General features: G+C 71.9%; 22 protein-coding genes. 8 read left to right on the top strand and 14 right to left on the bottom strand.

Going from position 1 to position 25,922, the window contains the following annotated elements; all coding sequences use genetic code 11:
• Window positions 1–129: 129 nt before the first annotated feature.
• The 3 genes from folB to ACIQM4_RS09520 all read left to right on the top strand — a co-directional run bounded on the left by folB (window position 130) and on the right by ACIQM4_RS09520 (window position 1,651).
• A complete protein-coding gene (gene folB / locus ACIQM4_RS09510) occupies window positions 130–489 on the top strand; it encodes a dihydroneopterin aldolase (RefSeq protein WP_401588419.1) in 360 nt (119 codons plus the stop codon).
• The gene (gene folK / locus ACIQM4_RS09515; protein WP_401588422.1) at window positions 486–1,085 is read left to right on the top strand and encodes a 2-amino-4-hydroxy-6-hydroxymethyldihydropteridine diphosphokinase; all 600 of its coding nucleotides are present in this window, start codon (window positions 486–488) and stop codon (window positions 1,083–1,085) included. Before folB ends, folK begins: the two co-directional genes overlap by 4 nt.
• Window positions 1,086–1,165: 80 nt before the next feature.
• Entirely contained in the window at window positions 1,166–1,651 is a 486-nt protein-coding gene (locus tag ACIQM4_RS09520) for a DUF3180 domain-containing protein (protein ID WP_401588425.1), read from the top strand.
• 99 nt (window positions 1,652–1,750) lie between these two features.
• Here the strand turns inward: ACIQM4_RS09520 and folE are convergent, their stop codons facing one another.
• From folE to dacB, 6 genes are all read right to left on the bottom strand, one after another.
• Entirely contained in the window at window positions 1,751–2,356 is a 606-nt protein-coding gene (gene folE, locus ACIQM4_RS09525) for a GTP cyclohydrolase I FolE (RefSeq protein WP_401588427.1), read from the bottom strand.
• Between the two features lie 157 nt (window positions 2,357–2,513).
• Complete coding sequence (ftsH, locus tag ACIQM4_RS09530; RefSeq protein WP_401588430.1) at window positions 2,514–4,556, bottom strand: ATP-dependent zinc metalloprotease FtsH; 2,043 nt, start codon at window positions 4,554–4,556, stop codon at window positions 2,514–2,516.
• Window positions 4,557–4,776: 220 nt separating this feature from the next.
• A complete protein-coding gene (gene hpt, locus ACIQM4_RS09535) occupies window positions 4,777–5,337 on the bottom strand; it encodes a hypoxanthine phosphoribosyltransferase (protein ID WP_401588433.1) in 561 nt (186 codons plus the stop codon).
• 16 nt (window positions 5,338–5,353) lie between these two features.
• Window positions 5,354–6,421: a tRNA lysidine(34) synthetase TilS gene (gene tilS / locus ACIQM4_RS09540; RefSeq protein WP_401588436.1), complete on the bottom strand. Its 1,068-nt coding sequence runs from the start codon at window positions 6,419–6,421 to the stop codon at window positions 5,354–5,356.
• 187 nt (window positions 6,422–6,608) lie between these two features.
• Window positions 6,609–7,739 (bottom strand): zinc-dependent metalloprotease, encoded by a 1,131-nt coding sequence (locus ACIQM4_RS09545; RefSeq protein ID WP_401588438.1) that lies wholly within the window; start codon window positions 7,737–7,739, stop codon window positions 6,609–6,611.
• A gap of 71 nt (window positions 7,740–7,810) precedes the next feature.
• Entirely contained in the window at window positions 7,811–9,226 is a 1,416-nt protein-coding gene (gene dacB / locus ACIQM4_RS09550; RefSeq protein WP_401588441.1) for a D-alanyl-D-alanine carboxypeptidase/D-alanyl-D-alanine-endopeptidase, read from the bottom strand.
• A 180-nt stretch (window positions 9,227–9,406) separates the two neighbouring features.
• Between dacB and ACIQM4_RS09555 the strand changes: the two genes are divergently transcribed.
• Both ACIQM4_RS09555 and ACIQM4_RS09560 read left to right on the top strand, forming a co-directional pair.
• On the top strand, window positions 9,407–9,901 hold the full coding sequence (locus tag ACIQM4_RS09555; RefSeq protein ID WP_185034151.1) for an inorganic diphosphatase: 495 nt from the start codon (window positions 9,407–9,409) through the stop codon (window positions 9,899–9,901).
• Between the two features lie 855 nt (window positions 9,902–10,756).
• On the top strand, window positions 10,757–12,454 hold the full coding sequence (locus ACIQM4_RS09560; RefSeq protein WP_401590073.1) for a threonine/serine exporter ThrE family protein: 1,698 nt from the start codon (window positions 10,757–10,759) through the stop codon (window positions 12,452–12,454).
• A gap of 90 nt (window positions 12,455–12,544) precedes the next feature.
• Here the strand turns inward: ACIQM4_RS09560 and ACIQM4_RS09565 are convergent, their stop codons facing one another.
• The 4 genes from ACIQM4_RS09565 to ACIQM4_RS09580 all read right to left on the bottom strand — a co-directional run bounded on the left by ACIQM4_RS09565 (window position 12,545) and on the right by ACIQM4_RS09580 (window position 17,008).
• On the bottom strand, window positions 12,545–13,285 hold the full coding sequence (locus tag ACIQM4_RS09565; protein WP_401588443.1) for a DedA family protein: 741 nt from the start codon (window positions 13,283–13,285) through the stop codon (window positions 12,545–12,547).
• Window positions 13,286–13,534: 249 nt separating this feature from the next.
• Window positions 13,535–14,293 (bottom strand): MerR family transcriptional regulator, encoded by a 759-nt coding sequence (locus ACIQM4_RS09570; RefSeq protein WP_401588445.1) that lies wholly within the window; start codon window positions 14,291–14,293, stop codon window positions 13,535–13,537.
• Window positions 14,294–14,502: 209 nt separating this feature from the next.
• The gene (locus ACIQM4_RS09575) at window positions 14,503–15,960 is read right to left on the bottom strand and encodes an aldehyde dehydrogenase family protein (protein WP_401588447.1); all 1,458 of its coding nucleotides are present in this window, start codon (window positions 15,958–15,960) and stop codon (window positions 14,503–14,505) included.
• A gap of 184 nt (window positions 15,961–16,144) precedes the next feature.
• The gene (locus ACIQM4_RS09580; RefSeq protein ID WP_401588450.1) at window positions 16,145–17,008 is read right to left on the bottom strand and encodes a helix-turn-helix domain-containing protein; all 864 of its coding nucleotides are present in this window, start codon (window positions 17,006–17,008) and stop codon (window positions 16,145–16,147) included.
• Between the two features lie 349 nt (window positions 17,009–17,357).
• On the opposite strand from ACIQM4_RS09580, the gene ACIQM4_RS09585 reads away from it, so the two are divergent.
• Window positions 17,358–17,849: an ATP-binding protein gene (locus ACIQM4_RS09585; RefSeq protein WP_401588453.1), complete on the top strand. Its 492-nt coding sequence runs from the start codon at window positions 17,358–17,360 to the stop codon at window positions 17,847–17,849.
• Window positions 17,850–18,008: 159 nt separating this feature from the next.
• Here ACIQM4_RS09585 and ACIQM4_RS09590 read toward each other — a convergent pair whose 3' ends face one another.
• Window positions 18,009–18,251 carry a DUF397 domain-containing protein gene (locus ACIQM4_RS09590; protein ID WP_401588454.1) on the bottom strand — a complete coding sequence of 81 codons (243 nt, stop codon included), beginning with the start codon at window positions 18,249–18,251 and terminating at the stop codon, window positions 18,009–18,011.
• Window positions 18,252–18,515: 264 nt separating this feature from the next.
• Here ACIQM4_RS09590 and ACIQM4_RS09595 point away from each other — a divergent pair, with 264 nt between their 5' ends.
• On the top strand, window positions 18,516–19,064 hold the full coding sequence (locus tag ACIQM4_RS09595; RefSeq protein ID WP_401588456.1) for a hypothetical protein: 549 nt from the start codon (window positions 18,516–18,518) through the stop codon (window positions 19,062–19,064).
• A 62-nt stretch (window positions 19,065–19,126) separates the two neighbouring features.
• Here the strand turns inward: ACIQM4_RS09595 and ACIQM4_RS09600 are convergent, their stop codons facing one another.
• The 3 genes from ACIQM4_RS09600 to ACIQM4_RS09610 form a co-directional block, all read right to left on the bottom strand.
• Window positions 19,127–21,334 (bottom strand): FUSC family protein, encoded by a 2,208-nt coding sequence (locus ACIQM4_RS09600; RefSeq protein WP_401588459.1) that lies wholly within the window; start codon window positions 21,332–21,334, stop codon window positions 19,127–19,129.
• Between the two features lie 420 nt (window positions 21,335–21,754).
• Window positions 21,755–22,993, bottom strand: a complete 1,239-nt coding sequence (locus tag ACIQM4_RS09605) for a DUF2786 domain-containing protein (protein ID WP_401588462.1) — start codon at window positions 22,991–22,993, stop codon at window positions 21,755–21,757.
• A 153-nt stretch (window positions 22,994–23,146) separates the two neighbouring features.
• On the bottom strand, window positions 23,147–23,986 hold the full coding sequence (locus ACIQM4_RS09610) for a nitrilase-related carbon-nitrogen hydrolase (protein ID WP_401588464.1): 840 nt from the start codon (window positions 23,984–23,986) through the stop codon (window positions 23,147–23,149).
• 209 nt (window positions 23,987–24,195) lie between these two features.
• Between ACIQM4_RS09610 and ACIQM4_RS09615 the strand changes: the two genes are divergently transcribed.
• A complete protein-coding gene (locus tag ACIQM4_RS09615; RefSeq protein WP_401588466.1) occupies window positions 24,196–25,917 on the top strand; it encodes a bifunctional 3'-5' exonuclease/DNA polymerase in 1,722 nt (573 codons plus the stop codon).
• The last annotated feature ends 5 nt before the right edge of the window (window positions 25,918–25,922 follow it).

Below are 25,922 nucleotides of genomic sequence, written 5' to 3' on the forward strand. Positions count from 1 at the left end.
TTCCGGGCGCCCGGCGCGGCCCCCGCGGACCGGGCCTGTCGGTGCCCGCAGGTAGATTCGGTTCTCAGGTGACGTGCCGACCGCACTCGGCACGGGCCCCGATGACTACGAACAGCAGGAGTGATTCGCGTGGATCGTGTCGCGCTGCGCGGCCTCAAGGCCCGTGGACACCACGGCGTGTTCCCCAAGGAACGCGAGGAGGGCCAGACCTTCATCGTGGACCTCGTCCTCGGCCTGGACACCCGTCCCGCCGCCGCCGACGACGACCTGACGAAGACCGTCCACTACGGCGTGGTCGCCGAGGAGGTCGTGGAGGTCGTGCAGGGCGAACCGGTCAATCTGATCGAGACGCTCGCCGAGCGGATCGCCCAGCAGTGCCTCAAGCACGACGGGGTCGACGAGGTCGAGGTCACCGTCCACAAGCCGGACGCCCCGATCACCGTGCCCTTCGACGACGTGACCATCACCATCACCCGGAGCCGTGTATGAACCAGACGCAGAGCGACCCCACCGTCCAGCCGGTTCCCACCTCCGTGACGGAGCAGGTGGACGCGGCCGACATGACCCTGTCCAACCCGAAATGGGCCGTCATCGGTCTCGGCAGCAACCTCGGCAACCGCCTGGAGACCCTCCAGGGCGCCGTGGACCTCCTGGAAGACACCCCGGGCGTCCGGGTCAAGGGCGTCTCCCCGGTGTACGAGACGGAGCCGTGGGGCGTCGAGGCCGGCTCCCAGCCGTCGTACTTCAACGCGGTGATCCTGGTGAAGACCACCCTCCCGCCGGCCTCGCTGCTGGAGCGCGGCCAGGCCATCGAGGAGGGCTTCGACCGGGTCCGCGAGGAGCGCTGGGGCCCCCGCACGATCGACGTCGACATCCTCTCGTACGCCAACGTCGTCTCGGACGACCCGCTGCTCACGCTCCCCCACCCGCGTGCCCACGAGCGCGGCTTCGTGCTGGCCCCCTGGCACGACGTGGAGCCCGAGGGCCAGGTCCCGGGCCGGGGCGCGGTCGCCGACCTCCTGGGCACCGTCTCCACCGAGGGCGTGCACCCGCGCACCGACCTGGAACTCCATCTGCCCGAGTAAGCGTTCACGTCGTACGACACTGGTGTCAGGCGTGGTGCGGTCGAGCACCACGCCCCTTAGGTGACGGAGAGCGGAGCTTCGTGAAGCAACTACGGCTCGGGGTACTGACCGGCGTGTTCGCGGTGGCCGGGGTGCTGTCCTGGGCGGGCGCCCGGCTGTGGGCGTCGGTCGCCACCCTGCCCGGCGTACCGGTCGCTGCGCCCGTCGTGCTGGCACTGATCGCCGTCGTGCTGCTGGCGACCGCGCTGGCCCTGCGCGCCCGGCTGCGCGCCCAGCGCGAGCGCCGCCCCGGCGCCAAGGGCGTCGACCCGCTGCTGGCCGCCCGCGCGGTGGTCTTCGGCCAGGCGAGCGCGCTGGTCGCCGCCCTCGTCGCCGGGATGTACGGCGGCGTGGGCGTCCACCTGCTCACCCAGTTCTCCGACCTGCCCTCCCGCCACACCCAGGCCCTCTACGCGGGCTTCTCGGTCCTGGCGGGCGCGGCCATCGTCGCCGCCGCCTTCTTCCTGGAGCGCGTCCTACGCCTCCCCGACGACGACGACCAGGCCCCGGCGGCGGACCCGGCCTGACCCGCCCCAGGACCTTCGCGCGGCCCGGCGCATACCAGCGGGCCATGATCAGCGTTCACCAGCGGGCCGGCCCGGCGTTTGCCGGCGGGCCGGCCCGGACTAGCGGGCCATGATCAGGCTCATCGCCTCGGCGCGGGTCGCCGGGTCGCGGAGCTGTCCGCGCACCGCGGAGGTGATCGTCTTCGCGCCCGGCTTGCGCACCCCGCGCATCGTCATGCACATGTGCTCGCACTCCACGACGACGATCACCCCGCGCGGTTCCAGGATCTCCATGAGCGAGTCGGCCGTCTGCGTGGTCAGCCGCTCCTGGACCTGCGGCCGGCGCGCGAAGACGTCGACCAGCCGGGCCAGCTTCGACAGACCGGTGATCTTGCCGTCGGTGGACGGGATGTAGCCGACGTGCGCCACACCGTGGAACGGGACCAGGTGATGTTCGCAGCTGGACATCACCTCGATGTCCTTGACCAGCACCATCTCGTCGTGCCCCAGGTCGAAGGTCGTCGTCAGGACGTCCTCGGGCTTCTGCCGCAGCCCGGCGAATATCTCCCGGTACGCCCGCGCCACCCGCGCCGGAGTCTCCCGCAGGCCCTCGCGGTCGGGGTCCTCGCCGACGGCGATGAGGAGCTCGCGCACCGCGCTCTCGGCCCGCTTCTCGTCGAACTCGCCGACGGAGAACTCGCCGTCCAGCGTCACGGGGTCGGTCATCACTGCCTCGTTCCTGTGGTTCATCCGTGCGGCACGCAGAAAAGCCGCGGCCCCCAGGCTAAAACCTGGGGGTCGCGGCATCCATTCCGGGCCCGGGGCGAACCGGGCCGGCGATGGGGTCTCCCCTGCTCGAAGAAGCTGAGCGTCCGGGGAGGGTTCAGCTGTTCTCCGGTCGCTCCTCGGGAGCCGGGGCCGGGGCCCCGTCCCCCGGTGTCGCGTCCTTGGTCACCGAGGTGATCGCGGGCGTGGCACCCGCGGAGCCGTTGGTGAGGGCGAGCTCCCTGGGCGAGAGCACCGGCGGCCGGGTCGACGGCGTACGCCGGGAGGAGCCGGTCCACGCGGGGCGGGCCGGGCGCTTCACGAGAGGCTGGAAGACCTCCGCGATCTGCTCCTTGTTCAGCGTCTCCTTCTCCAGGAGGGCCAGCACGAGGTTGTCCAGGACGTCGCGGTTCTCGACCAGGATCTCCCACGCCTCGTTGTGCGCGGTCTCGATGAGCTTCTTGACCTCTTCGTCGACGAGCGCGGCGACCTCTTCCGAGTAGTCGCGCTGGTGCGTCATGTCCCGGCCCAGGAAGGGCTCGGTGTTGTCGCCGCCGAACTTGATCGCGCCGAGACGCTCGGTCATGCCGTACTGCGTGACCATCGCGCGGGCCGTACCGGTGGCCTTCTCGATGTCGTTCGCAGCGCCGGTCGTCGGGTCGTGGAAGACCAGTTCCTCGGCCGCGCGCCCGCCCATCATGTAGGCGAGCTGGTCGAGCATCTCGTTGCGCGTGGTCGAGTACTTGTCCTCGTCCGGCAGGACCATGGTGTAACCCAGGGCCCGGCCGCGCGACAGGATCGTGATCTTGTGGACCGGGTCCGAGTTCGGCAGAGCCGCCGCGACCAGGGCGTGACCGCCCTCGTGGTACGCGGTGATCTTCTTTTCCTTGTCGGACATGATCCGGGTCCGCTTCTGCGGGCCCGCCACGACACGGTCGATCGCCTCGTCGAGCATGTGGTTGTCGATCAGCTTCATGTTGCTGCGCGCGGTGAGCAGCGCGGCCTCGTTCAGCACGTTCGACAGGTCCGCGCCCGTGAAGCCGGGCGTACGACGGGCGACCGCGCCCAGGTCGACGTCCTGGGCGACCGGCTTGCCCTTCTGGTGAACCTTGAGGATCTCCAGCCGGCCCTGCATGTCCGGGCGGTCGACCGCGATCTGCCGGTCGAAGCGTCCCGGGCGCAGCAGCGCCGGGTCCAGGATGTCCGGCCGGTTCGTGGCGGCGATCAGGATGACGCCGCCCTTCACGTCGAAGCCGTCCATCTCGACGAGCAGCTGGTTGAGCGTCTGCTCGCGCTCGTCGTGACCGCCGCCCATGCCGGCGCCGCGGTGGCGGCCGACGGCGTCGATCTCGTCGACGAAGACGATCGCCGGGGCGTTCGCCTTGGCCTGCTCGAAGAGGTCACGGACACGCGAGGCGCCGACACCCACGAACATCTCGACGAAGTCGGAACCCGAGATGGAGTAGAACGGCACGCCCGCCTCGCCCGCGACAGCACGCGCGAGCAGGGTCTTGCCCGTGCCCGGCGGACCGTACAGCAGTACGCCCTTGGGGATCTTGGCCCCGACGGCCTGGAACTTCGCCGGCTCCTGGAGGAACTCCTTGATCTCGTGGAGCTCCTCGACCGCCTCGTCGGACCCCGCCACGTCGGAGAAGGTCGTCTTCGGGGTGTCCTTGGTGATGAGCTTCGCCTTGGACTTCCCGAACTGCATGACCCGGGAGCCGCCGCCCTGCATCTGATTCATCAGGAACAGGAAGACGACGACGATGAGGACGAAGGGCAGCAGGGTGAGCAGGATCCCGACGAAGGCGTTCTGCTTCGTCGGTGAGACGGTGTAACCGTTCTTGATCTTGCCGCTCTCGAACTTCTGGTCGAGCTTCGCGGCGAGCTTGGAACCCTGGTCCCCGATGTAGCTCGCCTGGATCTTGGAGCTGTCGTCGACCCTCTGGTCGCCCTTCAGCTGCACCTTGATGATCTGTTCTTCACCGGTGGTCAGTTTGACCTGGTCGACCTGATCCTTGTCGATCGCCTGGATGACCTTGCCGGTGTCGACCGTCTTGTAGCCGCCAGACGAGCCGACGACCTGCATCAGCACGACCACGGCGAGGACGGCCAGCACGATCCACATGACCGGCCCACGGAAGTATCGCTTCACGTCCATCCATACGGGGCGAACTGCGCCCCGTCCCTCCTGCCCGTAGGTAAATGCCGCTGAATAAAAGACTGTTCTTCGGACGGTACCCCAGCATTGTCACCCGCGACCGCAGGGGACGGCTGACAAACCTGCCTTCCCCTCCTCCAACGGCGGGAATTGCGCGGGGGTTCCCCGATATGGACCCGGGAACGGACCGGGGCCGCCGGGCGGCCGTCCGGCGGAGCCGTCAGCCCCCGTAGACGTGGGGCGCGAGGGTCCCGACGAAGGGGAGGTTGCGGTACTTCTCGGCGTAATCCAGGCCATATCCGATGACGAACTCATTCGGAATGTCGAATCCGACCCACTTCACGTCGATGGCCACCTTGGCGGCCTCCGGCTTGCGCAGCAGCGTGCACACGTTCAGTGAGGCCGGCTCGCGCGAGCCGAGGTTCGACAGCAGCCAGGACAGCGTCAGTCCGGAGTCGATGATGTCCTCGACGATCAGGACGTCCTTGCCCTTGATGTCGGTGTCCAGGTCCTTGAGGATCCGGACCACACCCGAGGACTGGGTGCCCGCGCCGTACGACGACACCGCCATCCAGTCCATGGTGAGCGGGGTGGACAGCGCACGCGCCAGGTCCGCCATCACCATCACGGCGCCCTTCAGCACCCCGACGATGAGCAGTTCCTTGCCCGCGTACTCCGCATCGATCTTGGCGGCCAGCTCGGCCAGCTTCGCGTCGATCTCTTCCTTGGTGATGAGCACCGACTTGAGGTCGGTGCCCATGTCGTTCGCGTCCACCCGCATCACTTTCGTAGAACTTTCAGCCCTGCCGAATGACCAGTCTGCCACCCTGCCGCTGAGCCTCCACCCGGCCGGGGAGGTTGATGGCTCCCTGCCCGCGCCATCCGGTGATCAGCCGGTCCACCTCCTCGATGTGCCGGGCGAAGAGTGAACCGGCGGGCGAACCCACCTCGATGACCGCCCTGCGCAGCACCCGGCGGCGCACCGCGGGCGGCAGCGCGTACAGCTTGGCGCACTCCAGCCGGCCGGTCTCGTCCCGCACGGAGCGGCCGGCCTCGGCGGCCCAGTCGTCGAGGGCGTCGGCGTCGTCCCGGGAGAGCTGCGCCGTACGGGCGAGGGCCTCGACGACGCCCTTGCCGAGCGCCTTCTCCAGGGCCGGCAGGCCCTCCTGGCGCAGCCGTGAGCGGGTGTAGGCGGGGTCGGCGTTGTGCGGGTCGTCCCAGACGGGCAGGGACTGGACCATGCAGGCCTTGCGGGCGGTCTGCCGGTCGAGCTGGAGGAAGGGACGGCGGTAGCGCCCGGCCGCCCCCGAGACGGCCGCCATTCCGGACAGCGAGCGGGTGCCGGAGCCGCGGGCGAGGCCGAGGAGGACGGTCTCGGCCTGGTCGTCGCGGGTGTGGCCGAGCAGGATCGCGGCGGCGCCGTGCCGCAGGGCCGCGCCGTCCAGCGCCGCGTACCTCGCGTCGCGGGCGGCGGCCTCCGGGCCGCCGGCCCGGCCGACGGTGACGGCGACGGCCTCGGCGGGGGCCAGGCCCAGGGCGGTCATCCGGACCACGACCTCGGCGGCGCGCGTGCCGGAGCCTGCCTGGAGGTTGTGGTCGACGGTGATCCCGCCCGCCCGGACGCCCAGCTTGGGCGCCTCGAAGGCCAGCGCGGAGGCGAGCGCCATGGAGTCCGCGCCGCCGGAGCACGCCACGAGCACGAGCGGGGCGGGCTGCTCCTGCGGGGTCGCACGGTGCGCCCGGTCGTCGCTTGCGGGCCGGCCGGCGCCGTCGTGCCGGTCGGTGCGGTGATGGTCGTTCAGGACGTCGTGGAGTACGCGGCGGACCGCCAGGCGTATCGCTGCGACCGCTGGATGGGGACCCATGTCCGGTGCCCTTCGGTGGAGTTGGGGTGCCTCGGGAGGAGGAAGCCTCTGTCACTGAGAGTGCGTAGATGGTGACAGAAACGAGCGGATACCCGAGCATTGCACGCCTACCCAGCGCTTACGGTCCCTCAGATGGGTGATTTCCAGGGCGTTTCCCTTACCGTTCCTGCCGTCGCACACACCGGCTTCACGCTTCTCCCTTACGGTGCACCCTCGCGACCCAGTCCGCAGGCGCGGCGATCTCCGATTTGGTGGGCAGCGTGTTCGGCGAGGTCCAGACCCGGTTGAAGCCGTCCATGCCGACCTCCTCGACCACGGCGCGTACGAAGCGCTCGCCGTCCTTGTACTGACGCAGCTTGGCGTCCATGCCGAGCAGCCTGCGCAGCGCGAGGTCGAGCCGGCTCGCGCCCTTGGCGCGCCGCTGCTGGAACTTCTCCCTGATCTCGGCGACGGACGGGACGACCTGGGGCCCCACGCCGTCCATGACGTAGTCCGCGTGCCCTTCGAGCAGGGACATCACGGCGGTGAGGCGGCCGAGGATCTCGCGCTGCGCGGGGGTCTGGACCAGCTCGACGAGACTGCGGCCGCCCTCGTCCTCCTCGCCGTCGGGGCGGCCTCCGGCGAACGACTGGGCGGCTTCGCGCAGCCGTTCCAGGACCGTCATCGGGTCGACCTCGGTCTCGCCGAGGAACGCCTGGATCTCGCCCTCCAGGTGGTCGCGCAGCCAGGGCACCGCGGTGAACTGGGTGCGGTGGGTCTCCTCGTGCAGGCACACCCAGAGGCGGAAGTCGTGAGGGTCCACCTCCAGCTCGCGCTCGACGTGCACGATGTTCGGCGCGACCAGCAGCAGCCGGCCGCCGCCGTTCTCACCCGCGGGAAGGTCCCTGCTGCCCGGGGCGAAGGTCTCGTACTGGCCCAGGACGCGGGAGGACAGGAACGACAGCAGCATCCCCACCTCCACGCCGGTGACCTTGCCGCCGACCGCGCCGAGCACGGCGCCGCCGGGGGTGGAGCCGCGCCGCTCCTGCATCTTGCCCAGCAGCGGCCTGAGCAGTTCGCGGAAGCCCGCGACGTTCGCCTTCACCCAGCCGGTGCGGTCGACGACCAGTACCGGGGTGTCCTGCAGTTCCGTTCCTTCGGGGATCATCCGCGTGTACGCGCGGACGTGTTCCTCGGACGCCTTGGCGTGCTTGCGCAGCTCCGCGACGACGGCTCGGGCCTCGTCCCGACTGATGTCGGGACCCGGCCTCACGAGTCGGGTCGCGGTCGCCACCGCGAGCTTCCAGTCGACCATCTCCGCACCACCGAGGCTCGTCATGCGTCAACCGTACGTTGTCGAGGGCGTACGGGGAGGGGGGTCGGGGCGGGTGGGTTACGGGACGCCGTTGCTCAGTGCGCGCCCGCCAGCGCGGACGCCATCGCGTCCAGCGCCTTCTGCGCCGGGTCCGGCGCCGGGGTGCCCGACGCCAGGAACGCGAACGCCAGCAGCCGTCCGTCCTCGGTGACGACGGTCCCGGCGAGGGTGTTGATGCCGGTGAGGGTGCCCGTCTTGGCGCGGACGAGACCCGTGCCGGGGGCCGAGCCGGCGTAGCGGGACTGGAGGGTGCCGCTGAATCCGGCGACCGGCAGACCGGTGAGGACCGAGCGGAGTTCCGGGTGGTCCGGGTCCGCCGACCGGGCGAGCAGCGCGGTCAGCAGCCCCGCCGAGACCCGGTCGTTGCGGTCCAGGCCGCTGCCGTCGGCGAAGTGCGCGCCGCTCAGCAGGCCGTCCGCGGGCAGGTCGAGCCCGGCGAGGCGCTCGCGCACCGCCTTGCCCGCCCCCGCGAAGCTCGCCTCCTTGCCCGCGGCCAGCGCCGTCTGGCGGGCGAGCGCCTCGGCGAGGTCGTTGTCACTGTTGGTGAGGGTGCGCTCGACGAGCGCGGAGAGCGGCGCGGAGAGGGTCCTGGCAACCGGCTGCGCGCCTTCGGGTGCCTTGCCCGCGGACGGGACGCCCGTCACCTGCACGCCCAGGGCGCGCAGTTCGCCCGCGAAGGCGCGCGCGGCGTCCGCGGCCGGATCGGGGGAGCGGTCGCCGATTCCGCTGCGGGTGCCGTCGGTACGGCCCTCCTCCACCATCAGCGGGGTCACCCGGGCGATGTTCTCGTTGCCCGCGCCGATGGGGTGCACCTCGGGACCGCTGTAGAGGGTCGTGTCGTACGTGAGGGACACCTTGCCCGCGCCCTTGTCGCGCAGCGCGCGGGCCGTGTCGGCGGCCAGGGCGCGCAGCCCCGCCTTCGCCAGGGTGGGGTCGCCACCGCCCTTGAGGGTGATCCGCTTGTTGTCGGGGGCGGCCAGGACCGTGGTGGCGATGCGGTGGTCGGGGCCGAGGGCGGAGAGCGCGGCGACCGTCGTGGCGATCTTGACGGTGGAGGCGGGCGTCATCGCGTCCCGCTGCCCGCGCCCGTACAGCTGCTTGCCGGTGGCCGCGTCGACGACCGAAGCGGTACGGAACGCGCCGAGCGCGGCCTTCTCCATGAGCGGCGTCAGCACCTCTTTGAGGTGGTTCGGGCGCGCGGCGGGCGCGGCGGGGGCGCCGAGGGCACTGAGCACGCCCCGCGCGCTGGGCGCGGGAGCCGGTTCGGCCGGGTCGGGGCCCGGTGTCGCGTGATGTGCGCCACCCGTACGGTCCTGGGCGGCCGACAGGTCCCGCTCGGCCTTACGCTGACCGGAGTCCCAGGGCCCCGCCACGGCCACGGCGCCGGCGGCGAGTGCCAGTCCGGCGACTGCGGAGCCCGCCGTGAGCTGCCAGGTCTTGAGCTTGGGCACTGCGGACCAGCCCCTTTCGCGATCACACGTCTGCGTGAGGGACACTTAACCACTGCGTCTTGCGCGAGCACGGCACCCCGCGGGGCACATCCGGCCCATTCGGCCGGGGCTCCGGGGGTCGGTTTCCTCCGGGAGGACGCACCACCCTTGAAAACTGTGTTGATCATGGAGGAGCCACCCGTGGAGTTCGACGTCACCATCGAGATTCCGAAGGGTTCGCGGAACAAGTACGAGGTGGACCACGAGACCGGTCGGATCCGTCTGGACCGTCGACTCTTCACCTCGACCAGCTACCCCGCGGACTACGGATTCGTCGAGAACACCCTCGGCGAGGACGGCGACCCGCTGGACGCGCTGGTCATCCTGGACGAGCCCACCTTCCCCGGCTGTGTCATCAAGTGCCGCGCCATCGGCATGTTCCGCATGACGGACGAGGCCGGCGGCGACGACAAGCTGCTGTGCGTCCCGGCCTCGGACCCGCGGGTGGAGCACCTGCGCGACATCCACCACGTGTCCGAGTTCGACCGCCTGGAGATCCAGCACTTCTTCGAGGTCTACAAGGACCTGGAGCCCGGCAAGTCGGTCGAGGGCGCGGACTGGGTCGGCCGCACCGAGGCGGAGGCCGAGATCGAGGCCTCGTACAAGCGCCTTGAGGCGCAGGGCGGGGCGCACTGACCCGCACCGCGATCGTCCGTGTGAGCGGGCGGCACACCCTCTTCGCCGAGGGGTGCCGCCCGCTCGTACGTTGCGGGCCGGGCGGGCGGCGGGGCGGGTGGATCCGTGAACATACTGGGCAGGTGGGGTATCACCGAGGCTGGAGTGACGAGAGCGAGGCGAGTGGTGGCGGAGGCGCAGGGCGGCGGCGAGGGCGGTGCCGAGGCCGATGAGGTCGAGGACCGCAAGCCGCAGTCGGACGAGGCGCGCGGCGCGTCCATGACTCCGTCGGGCGCGAAGCCTGACGCGGGTCCTGCGACGAGGTCCGGCAAGCCGTCCGACGCGAGGCCCGGCAAGCCGTCCGACGCGAGATCCGGCAAGCGGCCGTCCGATGCGGAATCCGGCGCGAGGGGTGACGCGCGGGCCGGCTCGGGAACCGGGGCAACGTCCGGCGCGAAGCCCGGCGCGCGGCCCGGCGCGGGGGGCGGGGTGAGGTCTGGGGCGGCGTCCGCGGCGAAGCCCGGGGTCGCGTCCGACGCGAAGCCCGGTGCGCCGTCCGACGCGAAGCCCGGTGCGCCGTCCGACGCGAAGCCTGGCGCACCGTCCGACGCCAGGCCCGGTGCGGGGGGCCGCGCGAGGTCCCGCACGGAGGGCGACGCGCCGTCCGACGCCAAGCCCGGTGCGGGAGGCCGCGTGAGGTCCCCCACGGAGGGCGGCGCGCCGTCCGACGCCAGGCCCGGTGCGGGGGGCGGTGGGCCCGTGGGGTCCCAGGCCGTTCCGGCTGTCGGTGGGTGGTCCGGGTCCGTCGCCGCGTCCGGTGCGGGCGCCGGGCGCAACTCCTCCAGCGCCACGTCCGGTGTCGGGGCGACCCAGGCCATTCCGGTGGTGACCCTGGACGAGGACCAGTCGGTGACCTCGGAGTTCGCGCTGCCCGAGGGGTTCAGGGCCGCTCCCGCGGTCGAGGAGGAGCAGGCGACCTCGGAGTTCGCGCTGCCGCAAGGGCTGACGCCCGAGAGCCCGCAGGTGCAGGAGGGCTCCGCCTTCGACGCGCCCAGGACCGCCGCGCAGAAGCGGAACGGCTTCGAGCCCCCCAGGACCTACAGCGCGCGGAACTCCCCGCCCGCCTTCACCCCCGCCCACGGCATACCTGTCGTACGGCTCACCAAGGAGGCGCCCTGGCAGGACCGGATGCGCACCCTGCTGCGCATGCCCGTCGGCGACCGGCCGGTACCAGACAGCGTGCAGCGGCACGGCGACGAGGAGGACTCGGGGCCCGCGGTCCCGCGCGTGCTCGACCTGACGCTGCGTATCGGCGAGCTGCTGCTGGCCGGCGGTGAGGGCGCCGAGGATGTCGAGGCGGCCATGTTCGCGGTGTGCCGGGCCTACGGGCTCGACCGATGCGAGCCGACCGTCACCTTCACGCTGCTGTCCATCTCGTACCAGCCCTCGCTCGTCGACGACCCGGTCACGGCCAGCCGTACGGTACGGCGCCGGGGCACCGACTACACCCGGCTGGCGGGCGTCTACCGGCTGATCGCGGACATCACGGCGCCGGACATCGACGTCACCCTGGAGGAGGCGTACCGACGGCTCGCCGAGATCCGGCGAAACCGGCACCCGTACCCGGGCTGGGCGCTGTCCGGCGCCAGCGGGCTGCTCGCCGGCTCGGCGTCGGTGCTGGTCGGCGGTGGGGTCATCGTGTTCGTCGCGGCGGCGCTCGGGGCGATCCTGGGCGACCGGCTGGCATGGCTGTGCGCGGGGCGCGGGCTGCCGGAGTTCTACCAGTTCGTGGCCGCGGCGATGCCGCCCGCCGCGATGGGGGTCGGCCTGGCCTTCGTACCGGAGAACGTGGTCGGCGGAATCCTGCCGTCCGCCGTGGTCACCGGTGGACTCTTCGCGCTGCTGCCGGGGCGGGCGCTGGTGGCAGGCGTGCAGGACGGCCTGACCGGCTACTACATCACCGCGTCCGCGCGACTGCTCGAAGTCATGTACTTCTTCATCGCGATCGTGCTGGGCGTACTGATCGTGCTGTACGCGGGCGCGGGGCTGAACCCGAACCTGCACCCGGACGCCACCATGCAGGTCCAGTCCCGGCCGGTGATCCAGATCCTGGCGTCCATCGCACTGTGCTTCGCCTTCGCGATCCTGCTCCAGCAGGAGCGCAACACGGTGATCATGGTGGCCCTGAACGGCGGCGTCGCCTGGATCGTGTTCGGCGCGATGAACACCACGGGGAACATCTCCGCCGTCCCCTCCACCGCCGTCGCCGCCGGGCTCGTCGGCCTCTTCGGCCAGCTTTTCTCGCGCTACCAGTACGCGTCGGCGCTGCCGTACGTCACGGCGGCCATCGGGCCGCTGCTGCCGGGTTCGGCCACGTACTACGGCCTGCTGGGCATCGCGCAGAACGATGTGAACGCCGGTATCGCCTCGCTCTCCAAGGCGGCGGCGATCGCGCTCGCGATCGCGATCGGGGTGAACCTCGGTGGCGAGATCTCGCGGCTGTTCCTGCGGATGCCGGGCGGCGGACGCGAGGGCGGCAGCCGCCGGGCGGCCAAGCGGACGCGAGGCTTCTAGCGCACCGCGAAGGAGTACGAAGAAGTACGAAGGAGGGGCGGCCAGGACCGAAATCCTGGCCGCCCCTCCTTCGTCGCGCGGGCCGGGAGATCAGCGCTTGGCGTGCCTGCCGCGCTGCGGCGGTGTCGGGGGCTGCTGGGGCGGCAGACCGGAGGCGGGTCCGGCCGTGGTGTCACCCGCCGGGCCCTGCGCCGGGTCCTTCGGGGCCTTCTTGGACTGGCTGCGGGCCCGCAGCACCTCGATGACGATCGGGACCACCGAGATCAGGACGATGCCGACCAGGATGAGCTCGATGTTCTTGTGGACGAACTCGACGTTGCCGAGGGCCGCTCCGAGGAGCGTCACGCCCGCGCCCCAGAGCAGACCGCCGATGACGTTGTACGTGATGAAGGTGCGGTAGTTCATCTTGCTGACGCCGACGATGATCGGCGTGAAGGTGCGCACGATGGGCACGAAACGGGCCAGGATCAGGGCCTTCGGTCCGTGCTTCTCGAAGAACTCGTGTGCTTTCTGGACGTTCTCCTGCTTGAAGATCTTCGAGTCGGGCCGGCGGAACAGCGCGGGGCCGACCTTCCGGCCGAAGAGGTAGCCGACCTGGTCGCCGATGACCGCCGCAAGCACGATCAGCAGGCACAGCAGCCACAGCGGCGTGTCCAGCTTGTTGGTGGTGACCAGCAGGCCCGCGGTGAACAGCAGGGAGTCGCCGGGCAGGAAGAATCCGATCAGCAGGCCGGACTCGGCGAAGACGATGGCGAGCAGGCCCCACAGGCCGAAGGTGTTCAGCAGGTAGTCCGGGTCCAGCCAGGCCGGTCCTAGCGCAAGCGTATTCACGGGTTCCGGGCTCCTGGGGGGGGGATCGTCTGCGATGGGCTCGCCAAAACTATCAACGCGCGCGTGCGCTTCCGGGTTCCCCCGGCTCTCCCAGGGTGCACTCCGCGCAGACCGGTGCAAAGCTCCCGGCCGGGAACCGGCGGGAAGACGACCCTCACGACCCTCCCCGCGGCGTGCCAGGGAGCTCGGGGGTGGGTACGGGCCGGGCGGCGGGCACCCGCTCCGTACGCACCCCCGTCCCCTACCGGTTCAGAGGTGGCGCAGCGCGTTGGCCAGCATCGCGTCGCGCATGTAGACGGCGAGTCCGGGCCTGATCGCCTCGTAGGTGGCGGTGAAGCGCGCGTCCGCGACGTACATCTCCCCAAGGCTGCTGTGCATCTCGTGGCCGCACTCGTAGTGGTTGCCCGAGATGAACCCGCGGTGCTCCTCGGCCACGTCCATGGCCTGTTCGGAGTCGGCCGCGACCCCGGCGTCGAGCAGGCCGGCCATCCTGCGGTGCAGCGCGTCGAAGCCCTCGGTGAGCCGTTTCCAGTCCTCCTTGGTCCAGGTGACCGCGTTGTGCTGCGACTCGCGGTAGGCCTCGGTGCCGCCCCAGCGCTCCCGGACCTCGTCGGCGTACTGGTCGGGGTCGAAGTCCCCGAAGACCTCGAACTTCTCCTCGGGGGTGAGGTTGATGCCCATCTTCCGTGCCTCCATGGCGGTTTCGACGGCGGCGGCCATCTCCTGGAGCCTGGCGATACGCCCGGTCAGCAGCGCGTGCTGACGCCGCAGGTGTTCCCACGGGTCGGATTCCGGGTCGTCCAGGAGGGCCGCCACCTGGTCGAGAGGGAAGCCGAGCTCCCGGTAGAACAGGATCTGCTGCAGCCGGTCCAGGTCGCCGTCGTCGTAACGGCGGTGCCCCGCGTGGCTGCGGCCGCTCGGGGAGAGCAGACCGATCGCGTCGTAGTGGTGCAGGGTGCGCACGGTGACTCCGGCGAGTTCGGCGACCTTGCCCACGGGGTGGCTCATGGCTGTCCGCTGCCCTCTCTGCGGGTGTCCCCCGCGCGGGCCCGTGCTGCGAGGCCCGCGGGGGCGGTGGGGTGTTCCTTCGGTACGTCCCCCAGCCTGTGTCCTCACGCGGCGTGAGGTGCAACCCCGCCGGGCCGCGCGCCTCGCGCACCGCGCGCGGGCGCCCGGCCGGGCCGCATACCCGGCTCACCCCGCGCGCACGGGCGCCCTCAGAAGGGGAACTCGGAGCGGCCGTGCTGGACCGAGATCCACTTCTGGGTGGTGAAGACGTCGACGGTCGACTCGCCGTTCATCCGGCCGATGCCGGACGCCTTCTCGCCGCCGAAGGCGACCAGCGGGTCGTCCTGGATGGTCGAGTCGTTGATGTGGATCATGCCGGTCTCGATGCGCCGGGCGAAGCGGACGCCCCGCTCGACGTTCTCGGTCATGACGGCGCCGCTCAGTCCGTACGGGCTGTCGTTGGCGATGCGGACGGCCTCGTCCTCGCCGTCGAAGGGCAGCAGGAGCGCGACGGGTCCGAAGACCTCCTGCTTCAGGATGGGCGAGTCGTCGGGAAGACCGGCGAGGACCGTCGGCTCCACGAGGTTGCCGCGCGTAGAACCCCGTACGAGAGCGGTGGCGCCCTCGGCGAGGGCCTGGTCGACCAGGCCGGACAGGGCCTCGGCGTGGAAGTTGTTGATGACCGGGCCGAGCTGGGTGGCGGGGTCGGTGGGGTCGCCGGTGCGCAGCGCCCGCACCTTGGCGACGAACTTCTCGGTGAACTCCGGCTGGACGGACCGGTCGACGAGGATCCGGTTGGCGGCCATGCAGACCTGCCCCTGGGAGACGAACCGGCTGAAGACGGCCGCGGACGCCGCGTAGTCCAGGTCCGCGTCGTCCAGGACCACCAGCGCGCTGTTGCCGCTCAGGGACAGGATGGTGCGCTTGAAGCGGGCCCCTGCGACGGCCGCGACGTGCCTGCCGGTGCGGTCGGAGCCGGTGAAGGAGATCACCTTGGGCACGGGGTGCTCTATGAGCGCGTCACCGATCTCGGCTATGTCGGTGATGAGGACGTTCAGGAGGCCCGCGGGCAGCCCCGCCTCCTCGAAGAGGTGGGCCAGCAGCCCGCCGCCCATGACGGGGGTGTTCTGGTTCGGCTTGATCACCACGGCGTTGCCCAGGGCGAGGGCGGGGGCGGCCGCCTTGATGCCGGTGAGGAAGGGGAAGTTGAACGGGCTGACCACACCGACGACGCCGACCGGCAGCCGGTGCACCCGGTTCTCCTTGCCCGGCACGGGCGAGGAGAGGATGCGGCCCTCGGGCATGGTCGCCAACTGCGTTGCCTCGCGCAGGAATTCCCTGGCCAGGCGTACTTCGTACAGCGCCTTCGTGCGCGTACCGCCAACCTCTTCGGTGATCGCGGCGACGATCTCCTCGTGCCGCTCCTCGACGAGGCGCAGCACCCGGTCCACGACGTCTCGGCGGCTGTACGGGCTCACGGCGGCCCAGTCGCGCTGTGCGCGCTCGGCGGCCCGGTAGGCGTCGTCGACCTCGGCGACCGAGGCGACGGTGATCGCGGCGAGCTTCTCCCCGTTGTACGGGTTGAAGTCGATGATGTCCCACGAGCCGCTGCCGGTGCGCCACTCGCCGTCGATGTACTGGTGCGCCAGGTCGGTGAAGAAGGACATGCGATCCCTTACTGCTGCTGTCGCGCGACTGCCGCTGCCGCGCACTCGCCGAGTTGTTCCCCGTGGTGTTGCCGTTGGTGCCGTCCGCGCCGGCGCCCGTGGTGCCGTTGTTGATCGCCGTTGTTGATCCCCGTGACTACTGATGCTCACGTGCAGTCCGAGGTTCCGTCAACGTACATATGGATCAGATCAGTTGGAGCAGTCCACGCAGGACGTCCCGGGTGGCGGTCGGGGTCGGGCAGTCCTGTTGGAGGCGTCCCATGACGCGCTCGTACTGACCGACCTCCTCGCGCTTGTCCAGGTAGAGCGCGCTGGTCAGCTGTTCCAGATAGACGAGGTCGGAGAGGTCGGACTCCGGGAACCGCAGCAGGGTGAAGGCGCCGCTCTCGCCCGCGTGCCCGCCGAAGTTGAACGGCATCACCTGGAGCGTGACGTTCGGCCGCTCGGAGACGTCGATCAGGTGCTGCAACTGCCCCCGCATGACGTCCCGGTCACCGTACGGGCGGCGCAGGGCCGCCTCGTCGAGCACGGCGTGGAAGTGCGGGGCGCGCTCGGACACCAGGATCTTCTGCCGCTCCAGGCGCAGCGCGACCCGGCGGTCCACCTCGGCGCCGGTGGCGTGCGGCATGCCGCGGGAGATGACGGCCTGCGCGTACGCCTCGGTCTGCAACAGCCCGTGCACGAACTGGACTTCGTAGATCCGGATCAACGACGCCGCACCCTCCAGGCCGACGTACGTCTGGAACCAGCCGGGCAGCACGTCGCCGAAGCTGTGCCACCAGCCCGCGAGGTTGGCCTCGCGGGCCAGCGCGAGCAGCGAGTCGCGCTCCGCCCCGTCGCTCACGCCGTACAGCGTGAGCAGATCCTCCACGTCCCTGGCCTTGAAGCTCACCCGTCCCAACTCCATGCGGCTGATCTTCGACTCGGATGCACGGATCGAGTAGCCGGCTGCCTCGCGGGTGATGCCGCGCGACTCGCGCAGGCGCCTGAGCTGTGACCCCAGCAGGATGCGGCGCACCACCGACCCGCTCGACTCCCCTGCGGTCACTTCTCCGGCCCTCCCTCTCGTTCATCTGTGCGCGAGGCCCTCCCCCAAGGGTCCCGAGAGCCGAAGTCTGCCACCAAAACGCTTCAGCCTGTACGCATTCGGTTACGGAAATGGCAGGCCCGCGAAAGTGGTCGAAGGAAGAAATGAGCAAGAAACGGCACTCTGTTGTTCAAGTCCGGCGCGTGCACGTGCATCTGCCCTTGCATCTGCCGTACGCATTCGGGAACCTTGGTCCGCGCGCACGTATGACCAACGTTCGCACCGCCGTCGCATTGCTTGACGCGTCGCCGTTGCAGCGCTGCTGCTTCACCGCCGTATCGCCATGACCGCGAACCCGGGAGCGCCTCGCATGGGGACGAATGGATCGACCGTGCTCGTGCCGTTACGGCAGGGGCTGCCCCCCATCGACCCCTCGGCCGTGTCCTCCTCCGCGTCCTGCGCGCTGCCCGCACGGTACGAAGCGGTGGGCGGGGCGCGGAAGTTCACCCGCAGCACGCTCTGCCAGTGGGAGCTGGAGAACAGGTTCGACGACGTCGCACTGGTGGTCTCCGAGCTCGTCACCAACGCCCTGCGGCACGCCCTGCCCTCCGACACCCCGCGCGAGAACGACCCGCCGGTACGACTGCACCTGATGCGCTGGAGCTCGCGGCTGGTGTGTGCCGTGCGCGATCCCAGCCACCAGGGTCCTGCGGCGCGCGAGAGCGACGACTTCTCCGCGGAGTCCGGGCGCGGGCTCTTCCTGGTGGACTCCTTCAGCGACAGCTGGGGATGGCACCCGCTGGCCGGGACGCTGGACGGCAAGGTCGTGTGGGCGCTGTTCCGGCTGCGGCCCGAGAGCTGAGCCCGCGCAGGTGGGCCACTGACCGGCGGTGAGTCGCCGCCCGTAGATCAGGAACGGGCGGCGGCTCCCCGCCCGCGGGCACGGACGCACGGCACGGTTCCCCGCCCGCGGACGCACGAGGGCTTCCCGCCCGCGGACCGGGACGGTGCGTACGGCGGGTCAGCCGCCTGCCGTCAGGTGGTCGAACTCGCCGTCCTTGATGCCGAGCAGCATCGCCTCTATCTCCGCCCGCGTGTAGACGAGCGCGGGCCCTTCCGGGTGCCGTGAGTTCCGTACGGCAACGTTTCCCCCGGGCAGTTTCGCGAACTCCACGCAGGAGCCCTGCGAATTGCTGTGTCTGCTCTTCTGCCAGACCACCCCGTGGAGCTCTGTGGCAGCCATGCCGTTGTATGCGTGGTGCACAGGACGCTCCCGGAAGTACTGGTGTCAACTGACCCGGATCATAGCTTCGTTCACCTGCCGTTGCATGGGCAGATGCACGTGCACGCGGGGTTGCCCCTTGACTACAGAACCGGATGGCTCTATTGGCGTCCCCTGCGCCCTTGCGTCCCGCCACCCCTTCGTACGGACTTCTTCAGTAGACGCCCTGGTAGCTTGACGCGTTCCTTCCACCTGCCAATTGACGTAATGGCAAAAGCACATGGGGAGTCTGGAGTGCACAGTCACATGCGTACCGGTGCCGGGGTGGCCGCGCTCGCGGCGCTCCTCCTGCTGACCGGCTGCAGCAGCGACGGCGGCGGCGAGGGCAAGGACGCCGGCGGCCCGCCGACGGCGGCCGGCTCCGGGCCGGGCGCCACGGAGAGCCCCGAGGGCGACGCGAGCACCGCGCCGCCCGCCGGGGACGCCGGGACGGCCGACATCGAGGGCTCCTGGACGGCGAACACCGCAGGCAAGCTCGTCGTGCTGACCGTGCAGGACGACATGGCGGGCGTCGCCGGCGAGCACCTGTGCACCGGGCGGGCGATCCGCCAGGGGAGCATCACGCTGGACCTCAAGTGCGCGAACGGCGACACCGACCGTGCGAAGGGGCAGGTGAGCCCGGGCGCGGACGGCAGGACCCTCACGGTGAAGTGGGAGGGCAGCGGTATCGAGGACAAGTTCTCCAAGGCACCGTCGGACGCGATTCCGTCGGAGATGCCGTCCGGGATGCCGTCGGACCTGCCGTCCGGGATGCCGTCGGACCTGCCTTCGATGCCGAAGCTGCCGGAGTCCTGACGCGTTGACGCGCTGGTGCCTGGTGGCTGGTACCTGGTGTCTTTTGCTTGGTGCTTGGTGCGCTACGAGGCGACGGCGGCCGCGCTCCCCTTGGGGCGGGGCCCCTCGCCCGCGAGGGACTCGGTGAGTTCGTCCAGCGCCTCCAGGAGGAGCCCGGCGCCCTTGCGCACCACCTTGTCGTCGCCCTCGGCATCCTCGGCGTCCCAGGCGCCGAGGGCGGAGCGGAAGGCCTCCCAGCGAGGCGCGCGCCTCTCCCGTACGGCACGGGCCGCGTCCTCCACGTCGCGGCGCAGCGCGTCCGCGAGCAAGGCGGCGGCCGGGACGGGTTTGGTGTCACGCGCCGGGAGGTGCGCCTCCATCAGCATGGCCACCCGGGCGAGCTGGGCGAGCGCGTCCGGGGCGTCCGCCGCGGCGGACCTGGACAGTCCGCGGTGCCGTACGGGTTCGTTGGCCGCCCGCTCCAGGGCGTCCTTCCAGTTGACCCGCGCCTCCCGGGTGCCGAGCAGGGCCTCCCGTACGGCCTCGCGCGGGGCGCCCGCGGGGTCCGCGTACCGCTGGAGGACGGCGGATGCGTACCGGCCGTCCGCCACCAGCCAGTCGGCGAGGCGGGTGCGCAGCCGCGGGGTCTCCCAGGCCGGGTAGACGGCGTACGCGAGCATCGCGAGGAGTCCGCCGGCCAGGGTCAGCACGACCCGCTCGGGGACGGTCTGGGTCCACTGGAGGCCGCCCATGCCGAGCAGGAAGACCACGTAGGCGGCGACGAAGACCTGGGTGACGGCGTACCCGGTGCGCAGCAGCAGGAACATCAAGAAGGCGCACCCGACGGCGAGCGCAGCCGAGAGCCGGGTGTCCGGGTGGGTGAGCTGGACGAGCCCGGTGGCGAGGGCGACGCCGAGCAGGGTGCCGCCGAACCGGGCGACGGCGCGGGAGTACGTCTGCGAGAAGTCGGGCCGCATGATCATGACGGCGGCCATCGGCGCCCAGTAGCTGTGGCCGAGCGGGAGCGCCGAAGCGACCGCGTACCCGGTGGCGCTGACCGCCGCGACGCGCAGTGCGTGCCGCAGTACCGGGGAGTCCCTGCGCAGCTCGCCGCGCATGGCCCGCAGGGCGACCGGGAACAGCTCGAACACCGTGGGCCGGTGCAGATGGTCGTCGGGGTCGGCGCGGTGCTCGGGCCGGCGGGCGACCCGGCGGGCGGCGCCCCGGGCGAGGCGGGCGGCGGTGCGGTAGGCGGTGTCGTCGTCGGGGCTGCGGTCGGGTTCCTTGCGCCTGGCGTTGGTGGTGCCGCTGCCCTGGGCGGTCTCGATCACGTCGCGCAACAGGGTGATCAGCCGGGACTCCGCGCGGCGGGCGGGCCCGGAGAGGACGGCACCCTCCTTGGGGACGGCGAGCACCGCGCGGGCGGCCGGGGACATGGTGACCGGCTCGCCCTTGCGGACCGCGCGGGCGGCGGCGTCCAGGGTGGAACCGGCGGCGGCGAGCAGTTCGCGGACCCGCGCGCGTGCGTCGCCCTCCGCGGGGACGCCGAGGGCCGGGTCGGCGAGGGAGGCCAGGACGGGGCGGATACGTTCCGCCAGGCCGCGGGTGCCGTGCAGTTCCGCGGGGCGGCGGCGGGCCTGGCGGGGCGTGATGGCGGCGGCGTTGCGCGCGGTCATCAGCGGCTCGGGGTCGAACGGGGCAACGGGGTCGTGCCGCAGCCGTCGCGCGTAGTCGGCCTCGGCGGCGAGGGCGTCGGCGAGGGCGTCCCGCTGGGCGCCCCAGCGGCGTACCGGGAAGAGCACGATCAGCGCGGCCTGCACCACCCCGCCCACCATGATCATCGCAGCGTGCCCCGCGGCGGTGGCGACGGAGGTGGGGAGGGTGACGGTCACCAGCATGATCGCCACGTTCGAGCTGGCGATCATGCCGGCGGTGGGCCCGACCGCCCAGGTCATGCCCGCGAGGAACGTCCAGACGGCCAGCAGGCTGATGAACAGCACCTGGTGAGAGCCGGTCAGGTAGCCGACGAAGGTCGTCACCGCGAGGCTCGCGCCCGAGGCGAGCGCGAGTACGGGGCGGGTGCGCCAGCTGCGCTGGAACGTCGCCAGGGCGGCCTGGAAGGCACCGAATGCGGAACTGGCGGCCACGGCGGGGCCGAAAACATACAGAGAGACACCGACGAGAAGGGCAAGCCCGACCGCGGCCCGGACCGCGATCAACGGATCGAGCCGCTGGCGCTCGACCGTGAGTCCGGAGCGGGCGGTGTGCTTCAGGGCTTTCAGCCAGCTCATGCAACGACCCTAATCGCTGAGTGAGGGATGGGGCGGAGCGGGCGAGGGAGGCGGGAGTGGGGGATGGGAGTGGCGGGGCGTGCGGGGTGCGGGGTGTGGTGGGGGCGTCTGTCCGGGGGCGTCTGTCCGGGGCGGTGAGCGTGGTCGCCCTGGGGCGGTGAGCGCGCCAGCACCCGGCACAGTGCGCCCGTCCGCCCGGCACGGTGAGCGCGACAGCACCCGGCACAGTGCGCCCGTTCGCCCGGCACGGAGAGCGCGACAGCACCCGGCACGGTGAGCGCGTCCGTCCGGCAGAGCTGCGCCGTCGCGCGGGGGATGGCCCCCGGGGGGCGCCAGGCCCCTGTCGCTGCCACGAAGCTCGGAGGCCCCGCGCCCCCTCCCAAAGGCCCCCGTCCCGCGCGCGCGGCGCCGCGGGCTGTCTCAGCGGGTGATGCGGTCCTGGGAGTCGCGCGGTCCTCGCGGGTCGTGCACCGATGCGCGGTTTGCCGCCGCGGTGCCGTGTTCCCAGCCGGCCAGGTCGTTCACGCCGCGTACCCGGGTGGACGTCGTGCGCGGGAACATCTGCTCCGCGCGGTCCGTCACCGCCACGTCCCGCGCCGAGAGCACCGGCAGCAGCGAGCCGCCCGCCTCCTCCACCACGTGCTCCGTGGCCTCCGCCAGCCGGGCGCCCAGCCTGCTCGCGTACGCCGTCAGGAAGGACTGCCGGAAGGATTTCGTCCGTTTGCGGCCCCCGGCCCGCTGGGCCGCCTCCGCGCGCGTCATCGCCGCCGTCCCCTGCACCAGCAGCGAGGTGTGCAGCAGCTCGACGGCCTCCAGGTCCGCCTCGAAACCGACCACCGTGGAGAACCCGAACTCGCTGTTCCACACGGCCTGGCAACGGTTCGCCCGCGCCACCGCGTCGAGCAGGATCGCCTTCGCCGTCTCGTACGGTGCGTCGACGCCGACGCGGCAGGCGCCGGGACCGCCCGCCGAGCGCCCGTCCCCCTTCGCCGCGAGCACGGCCTCGTCGATGCTGTGCCGTGCCATCAGCTCCTGCGCCTTGCCGGTGAGCGCCTCCGCCTCCTCCGGGTAGTCCGTGGCCTCCGCCTTGGCGAGCAGGGCCCGGATCCGGGTCAGCATCCGCGGCTCGCCAGGTACCGCCTGCTGCTGCTGCACGAGCGCGGAGGCGCCGGGAGCCGGGCCCACCGGCTCGATCGTGGGCAGCCTGATCAGCAGCCGCAGCAGTTCCAGCACCGCGGTCGCCAGCGAGAAACGGTCGGTCCTCTCGCGGCGGGCGAGCGCCTCGGCGTACCGCTCGTCGCTCCGCCACCACACCTCTCCCGCGGCCCCCAGTTCCTCCAGCTGTGCCTGCCAGCGCGGCGGCACGTACGCGCGCGCGGGCGCGTGCCGCCTCTGCTCGGCGGCGATCAGGTCGGCGAGGAGGCGTACGTGCACCTCCTTGAGGTCGCGGCCGACGAGGCGGGCGACGTCGGCGGGCTGCCAGCCCCGGTCCCAGGCGCGCCGCACGAACTCCTCGCCCCTGCGCAGCACTTCCCGGCCCGCGTCGGCCCAGGGGGCGGCGGCGAGCAGCGAGGCCCCGAGGTCGAGATCGTCGTCACCGGTTCCGTACAGGGCGGAGAACGCCTGCTCTGCGCCAGGAAAGGCAGCGGTGTCGGTCAACGGATCTCCTCGGTCGGGCTCACCCTTCTGGTATACCGCGCCCGGCCCGGCAGTCGTGAGCCGGCCGCCACCTACCTCCCCGTCCCCCTCACCCGGCTCCGACCGGCGGGAGCCCCCCGCCCGGCCCAGCCTTGTGTCCTCGCCCGGCCCCCCTCAGCTGTCCCCGCCCTCGTCGATCAGGCGGCCCACCTCGCGCGACACCAGTCCGAGTCTGGCCTCCGCGACGAGCGGCACCGAGCGGCGCTGGCGGCGTGCCTCGTGCACCGAGATGTCGGCGGTGACCAGGGCGGCCTCCCACTTGGGCGCCTGCGCGACGACCATGCCGCGCGGGTCGACGACACGGGAGCCGCCCCAGAAGGACGCGCCGTTCTCGCTGCCGACCCGGTTCACGAAGACCACCCAGCACTGCAGCATCCGGGCCGTGTACGACAGCAGGCTGTCCCAGTACAGGCCGGTGTCCATGGCCTCCGGGTCCAGGGACGCGGCGCTGTTCGCGGGCACGACGACGACCTCGGCCCCGTCCTGCACGGCGATCCACGGCAGGACCGGCTGCCAGGCGTCGTTGCAGATGAGCGTGGCCGCCCGGCCCCGTCCGCCGGGCAGGTCGTACGCCTTCAGCGACTGGCCGGGACTGACGTGCTTGCGCTCCTCCCAGGCCAGGTAGTTGGGCAGGTACAGCTTGCGGTGGGCGTGCAGCAGGGCGCCCGCGCTGTAGTAGCCCGAGGTGTTGTACGCCCGCATGGACGTGTACTCGTGGAAGCCGACGACGACGTCCGCGCCGAGCGTGCTCAGCTCCGCCAGCCGGGGGTCGCGGGCCTCCACCGAGGTGTCCTGCTTGAGCGCCCCCAGGTGGTAGCCGTGCAGGCTGAGCTCGGGGAAGACGACGAGGTCCGCCCCCTGGGCGACGGCCTGCCTGATCCCGTCCCTGGCCGCGGCCAGGTTGGCTTCGACGTCACCGAGGACGCAGTCGGTCTGTGCCAGTGCCACTCGCATGCCGTCGACCCTGCCAGCGGCCCGCCGGGTCGGCATCCCGGGCGGGCTGTGCGGACGTACCCCGAGGCACACCGGGGCTCCGGGGACTCTGGGGGGCCGGGGGCTTCCGGGGGGCCGGGGGCTTCCGGGCGTTCCAGGGGCTTCCGGGGGCTTCCGGGGGCTTCCGGCGGGGCCGGCCGTTGTCAGACCCCCCTGCCAGACTCGCTGCCATGAACGAGAGGTGGGCCGTCGCCCCGGCGGAGGGCGGCGGGGCGCTGCTGGTCCCACTGACCCGGGCCGGCCGCCCCGCCTCCGGGGTGCGCCACGAACCCGACCTCGCGGAGGCGGTCAGGTCCCGCCCCGAGGTGACCCGGTGGGTGTGGCGCTCCACCGCCGAGATCTACCCGCGGCTCCTCGCCGCCGGCGTCCGCGTACCGCGGTGTTACGACATCGAGGACGCCGAGATCCTGCTCCTCGGCCACGCGGGCCGCTCGGGCGAGCCCCGTTCCGCCGCCGCGGGGTACGCCCGCCTGCACCACCTGCCCGTCCCGCCCGACCCGCCGCAGCGCGCCGCCGAGCCGGGCTCCCAGTCCTCCCTGTTCGAACCGCAGCCGGTGCACCTGCCCTTCGACGCGCTCCTCCAGGTGTACGAGGACCAGGTCCGCCGGCACGACGAGGCCGAGCACCCGGGCCGGATGCGGCTGCTGACCGGGGCCGAGTCCGCCGGCATGCTCGTCGCCGCCGAGATGAACCGCGCGGGCCTGCCCTGGCGCGCCGACGTCCACCGGTCCGTCCTGGACGAGCTCCTCGGCGAACGGTACGCGGGCGGCGGTGACCCCCGCCGGATGGCCGAGCTGGCGGACCAGGTGTCCGAGGCGTTCGGCCGCAGGGTCAGGCCCGAGCTGCCCGCGGACGTCATCAAGGCGTTCGCCTCGGCCGGGATCAGGATCAGGTCGACCCGGCGCTGGGAGCTGGAGGGGATCGACCACCCGGCCGTGGCGCCCCTCGTCGCGTACAAGAAGCTCTACCGGATCCTGACCGCGCACGGCTGGAGCTGGCTCCAGGACTGGGTGCGCGACGGCCGCTTCCGGCCCGAGTACCTGCCGGGCGGCACGGTCACCGGCCGGTGGGTGACCAACGGCGGCGGGGCGCTGCAGATCCCCAAGGTCATCCGACGGGCGGTCGTCGCCGACGAGGGCTGGCGGCTGGTGGTCGCCGACGCGGACCAGATGGAGCCCCGCGTACTTGCCGCGATCTCGCGCGACCCCGGGCTGATGGAGGTCGCCGGGCAGCCGGGCGACCTCTACAAGGCGGTTTCCGACCGGGCGTTCGCCGGCGACCGGGAGGCCGCGAAGCTCGCCGTACTGGGCGCGGTGTACGGGCAGACGTCCGGCGACGGCCTGAAGAACCTCGCCGCGATGCGCCGGAGGTTCCCGCGCGCCGTGAGTTACGTGGACGACGCGGCGCAGGCGGGCGAGGAGGGCCGCCTCGTCCGCACCTGGCTGGGCCGGACGTGCCCACCGGCGGCAGGCGCTGACGACGACTTCGGGGAGGCCGGAATACCGCAGGAGCCCGACGAAGGCCCCCGGGGCGAGGGAGAGTCCGCCCCCGGCCGCCAGGGGCGCGCGGGCCACCCGGGTCAGGCCTCGCGCGACGACCGCGCCCGGGGCCGCTTCACCCGTAACTTCGTCGTCCAGGGCAGCGCGGCGGACTGGGCGCTGCTGATGCTGGCCGCACTGCGCCAGGCCCTGCACGCCTCCGGGGCCAGGGCCGAACTGGTCTTCTTCCAGCACGACGAGGTGATCGTGCACTGCCCGGTGGATGAGACGGAGGCGGTCACGGACGCGATCCGCGAGGCCGGTGAGCTGGCCGGGCGGATCGCCTTCGGGGAGAGCCCGGTACGGTTCCCGTTCACGGTGGCGGCGGTGCGGTGCTATGCGGACGCGAAGTAGGCGCA

Source organism: Streptomyces sp. NPDC091272 (genome assembly GCF_044757485.1).
Classification (GTDB): domain Bacteria; phylum Actinomycetota; class Actinomycetes; order Streptomycetales; family Streptomycetaceae; genus Streptomyces.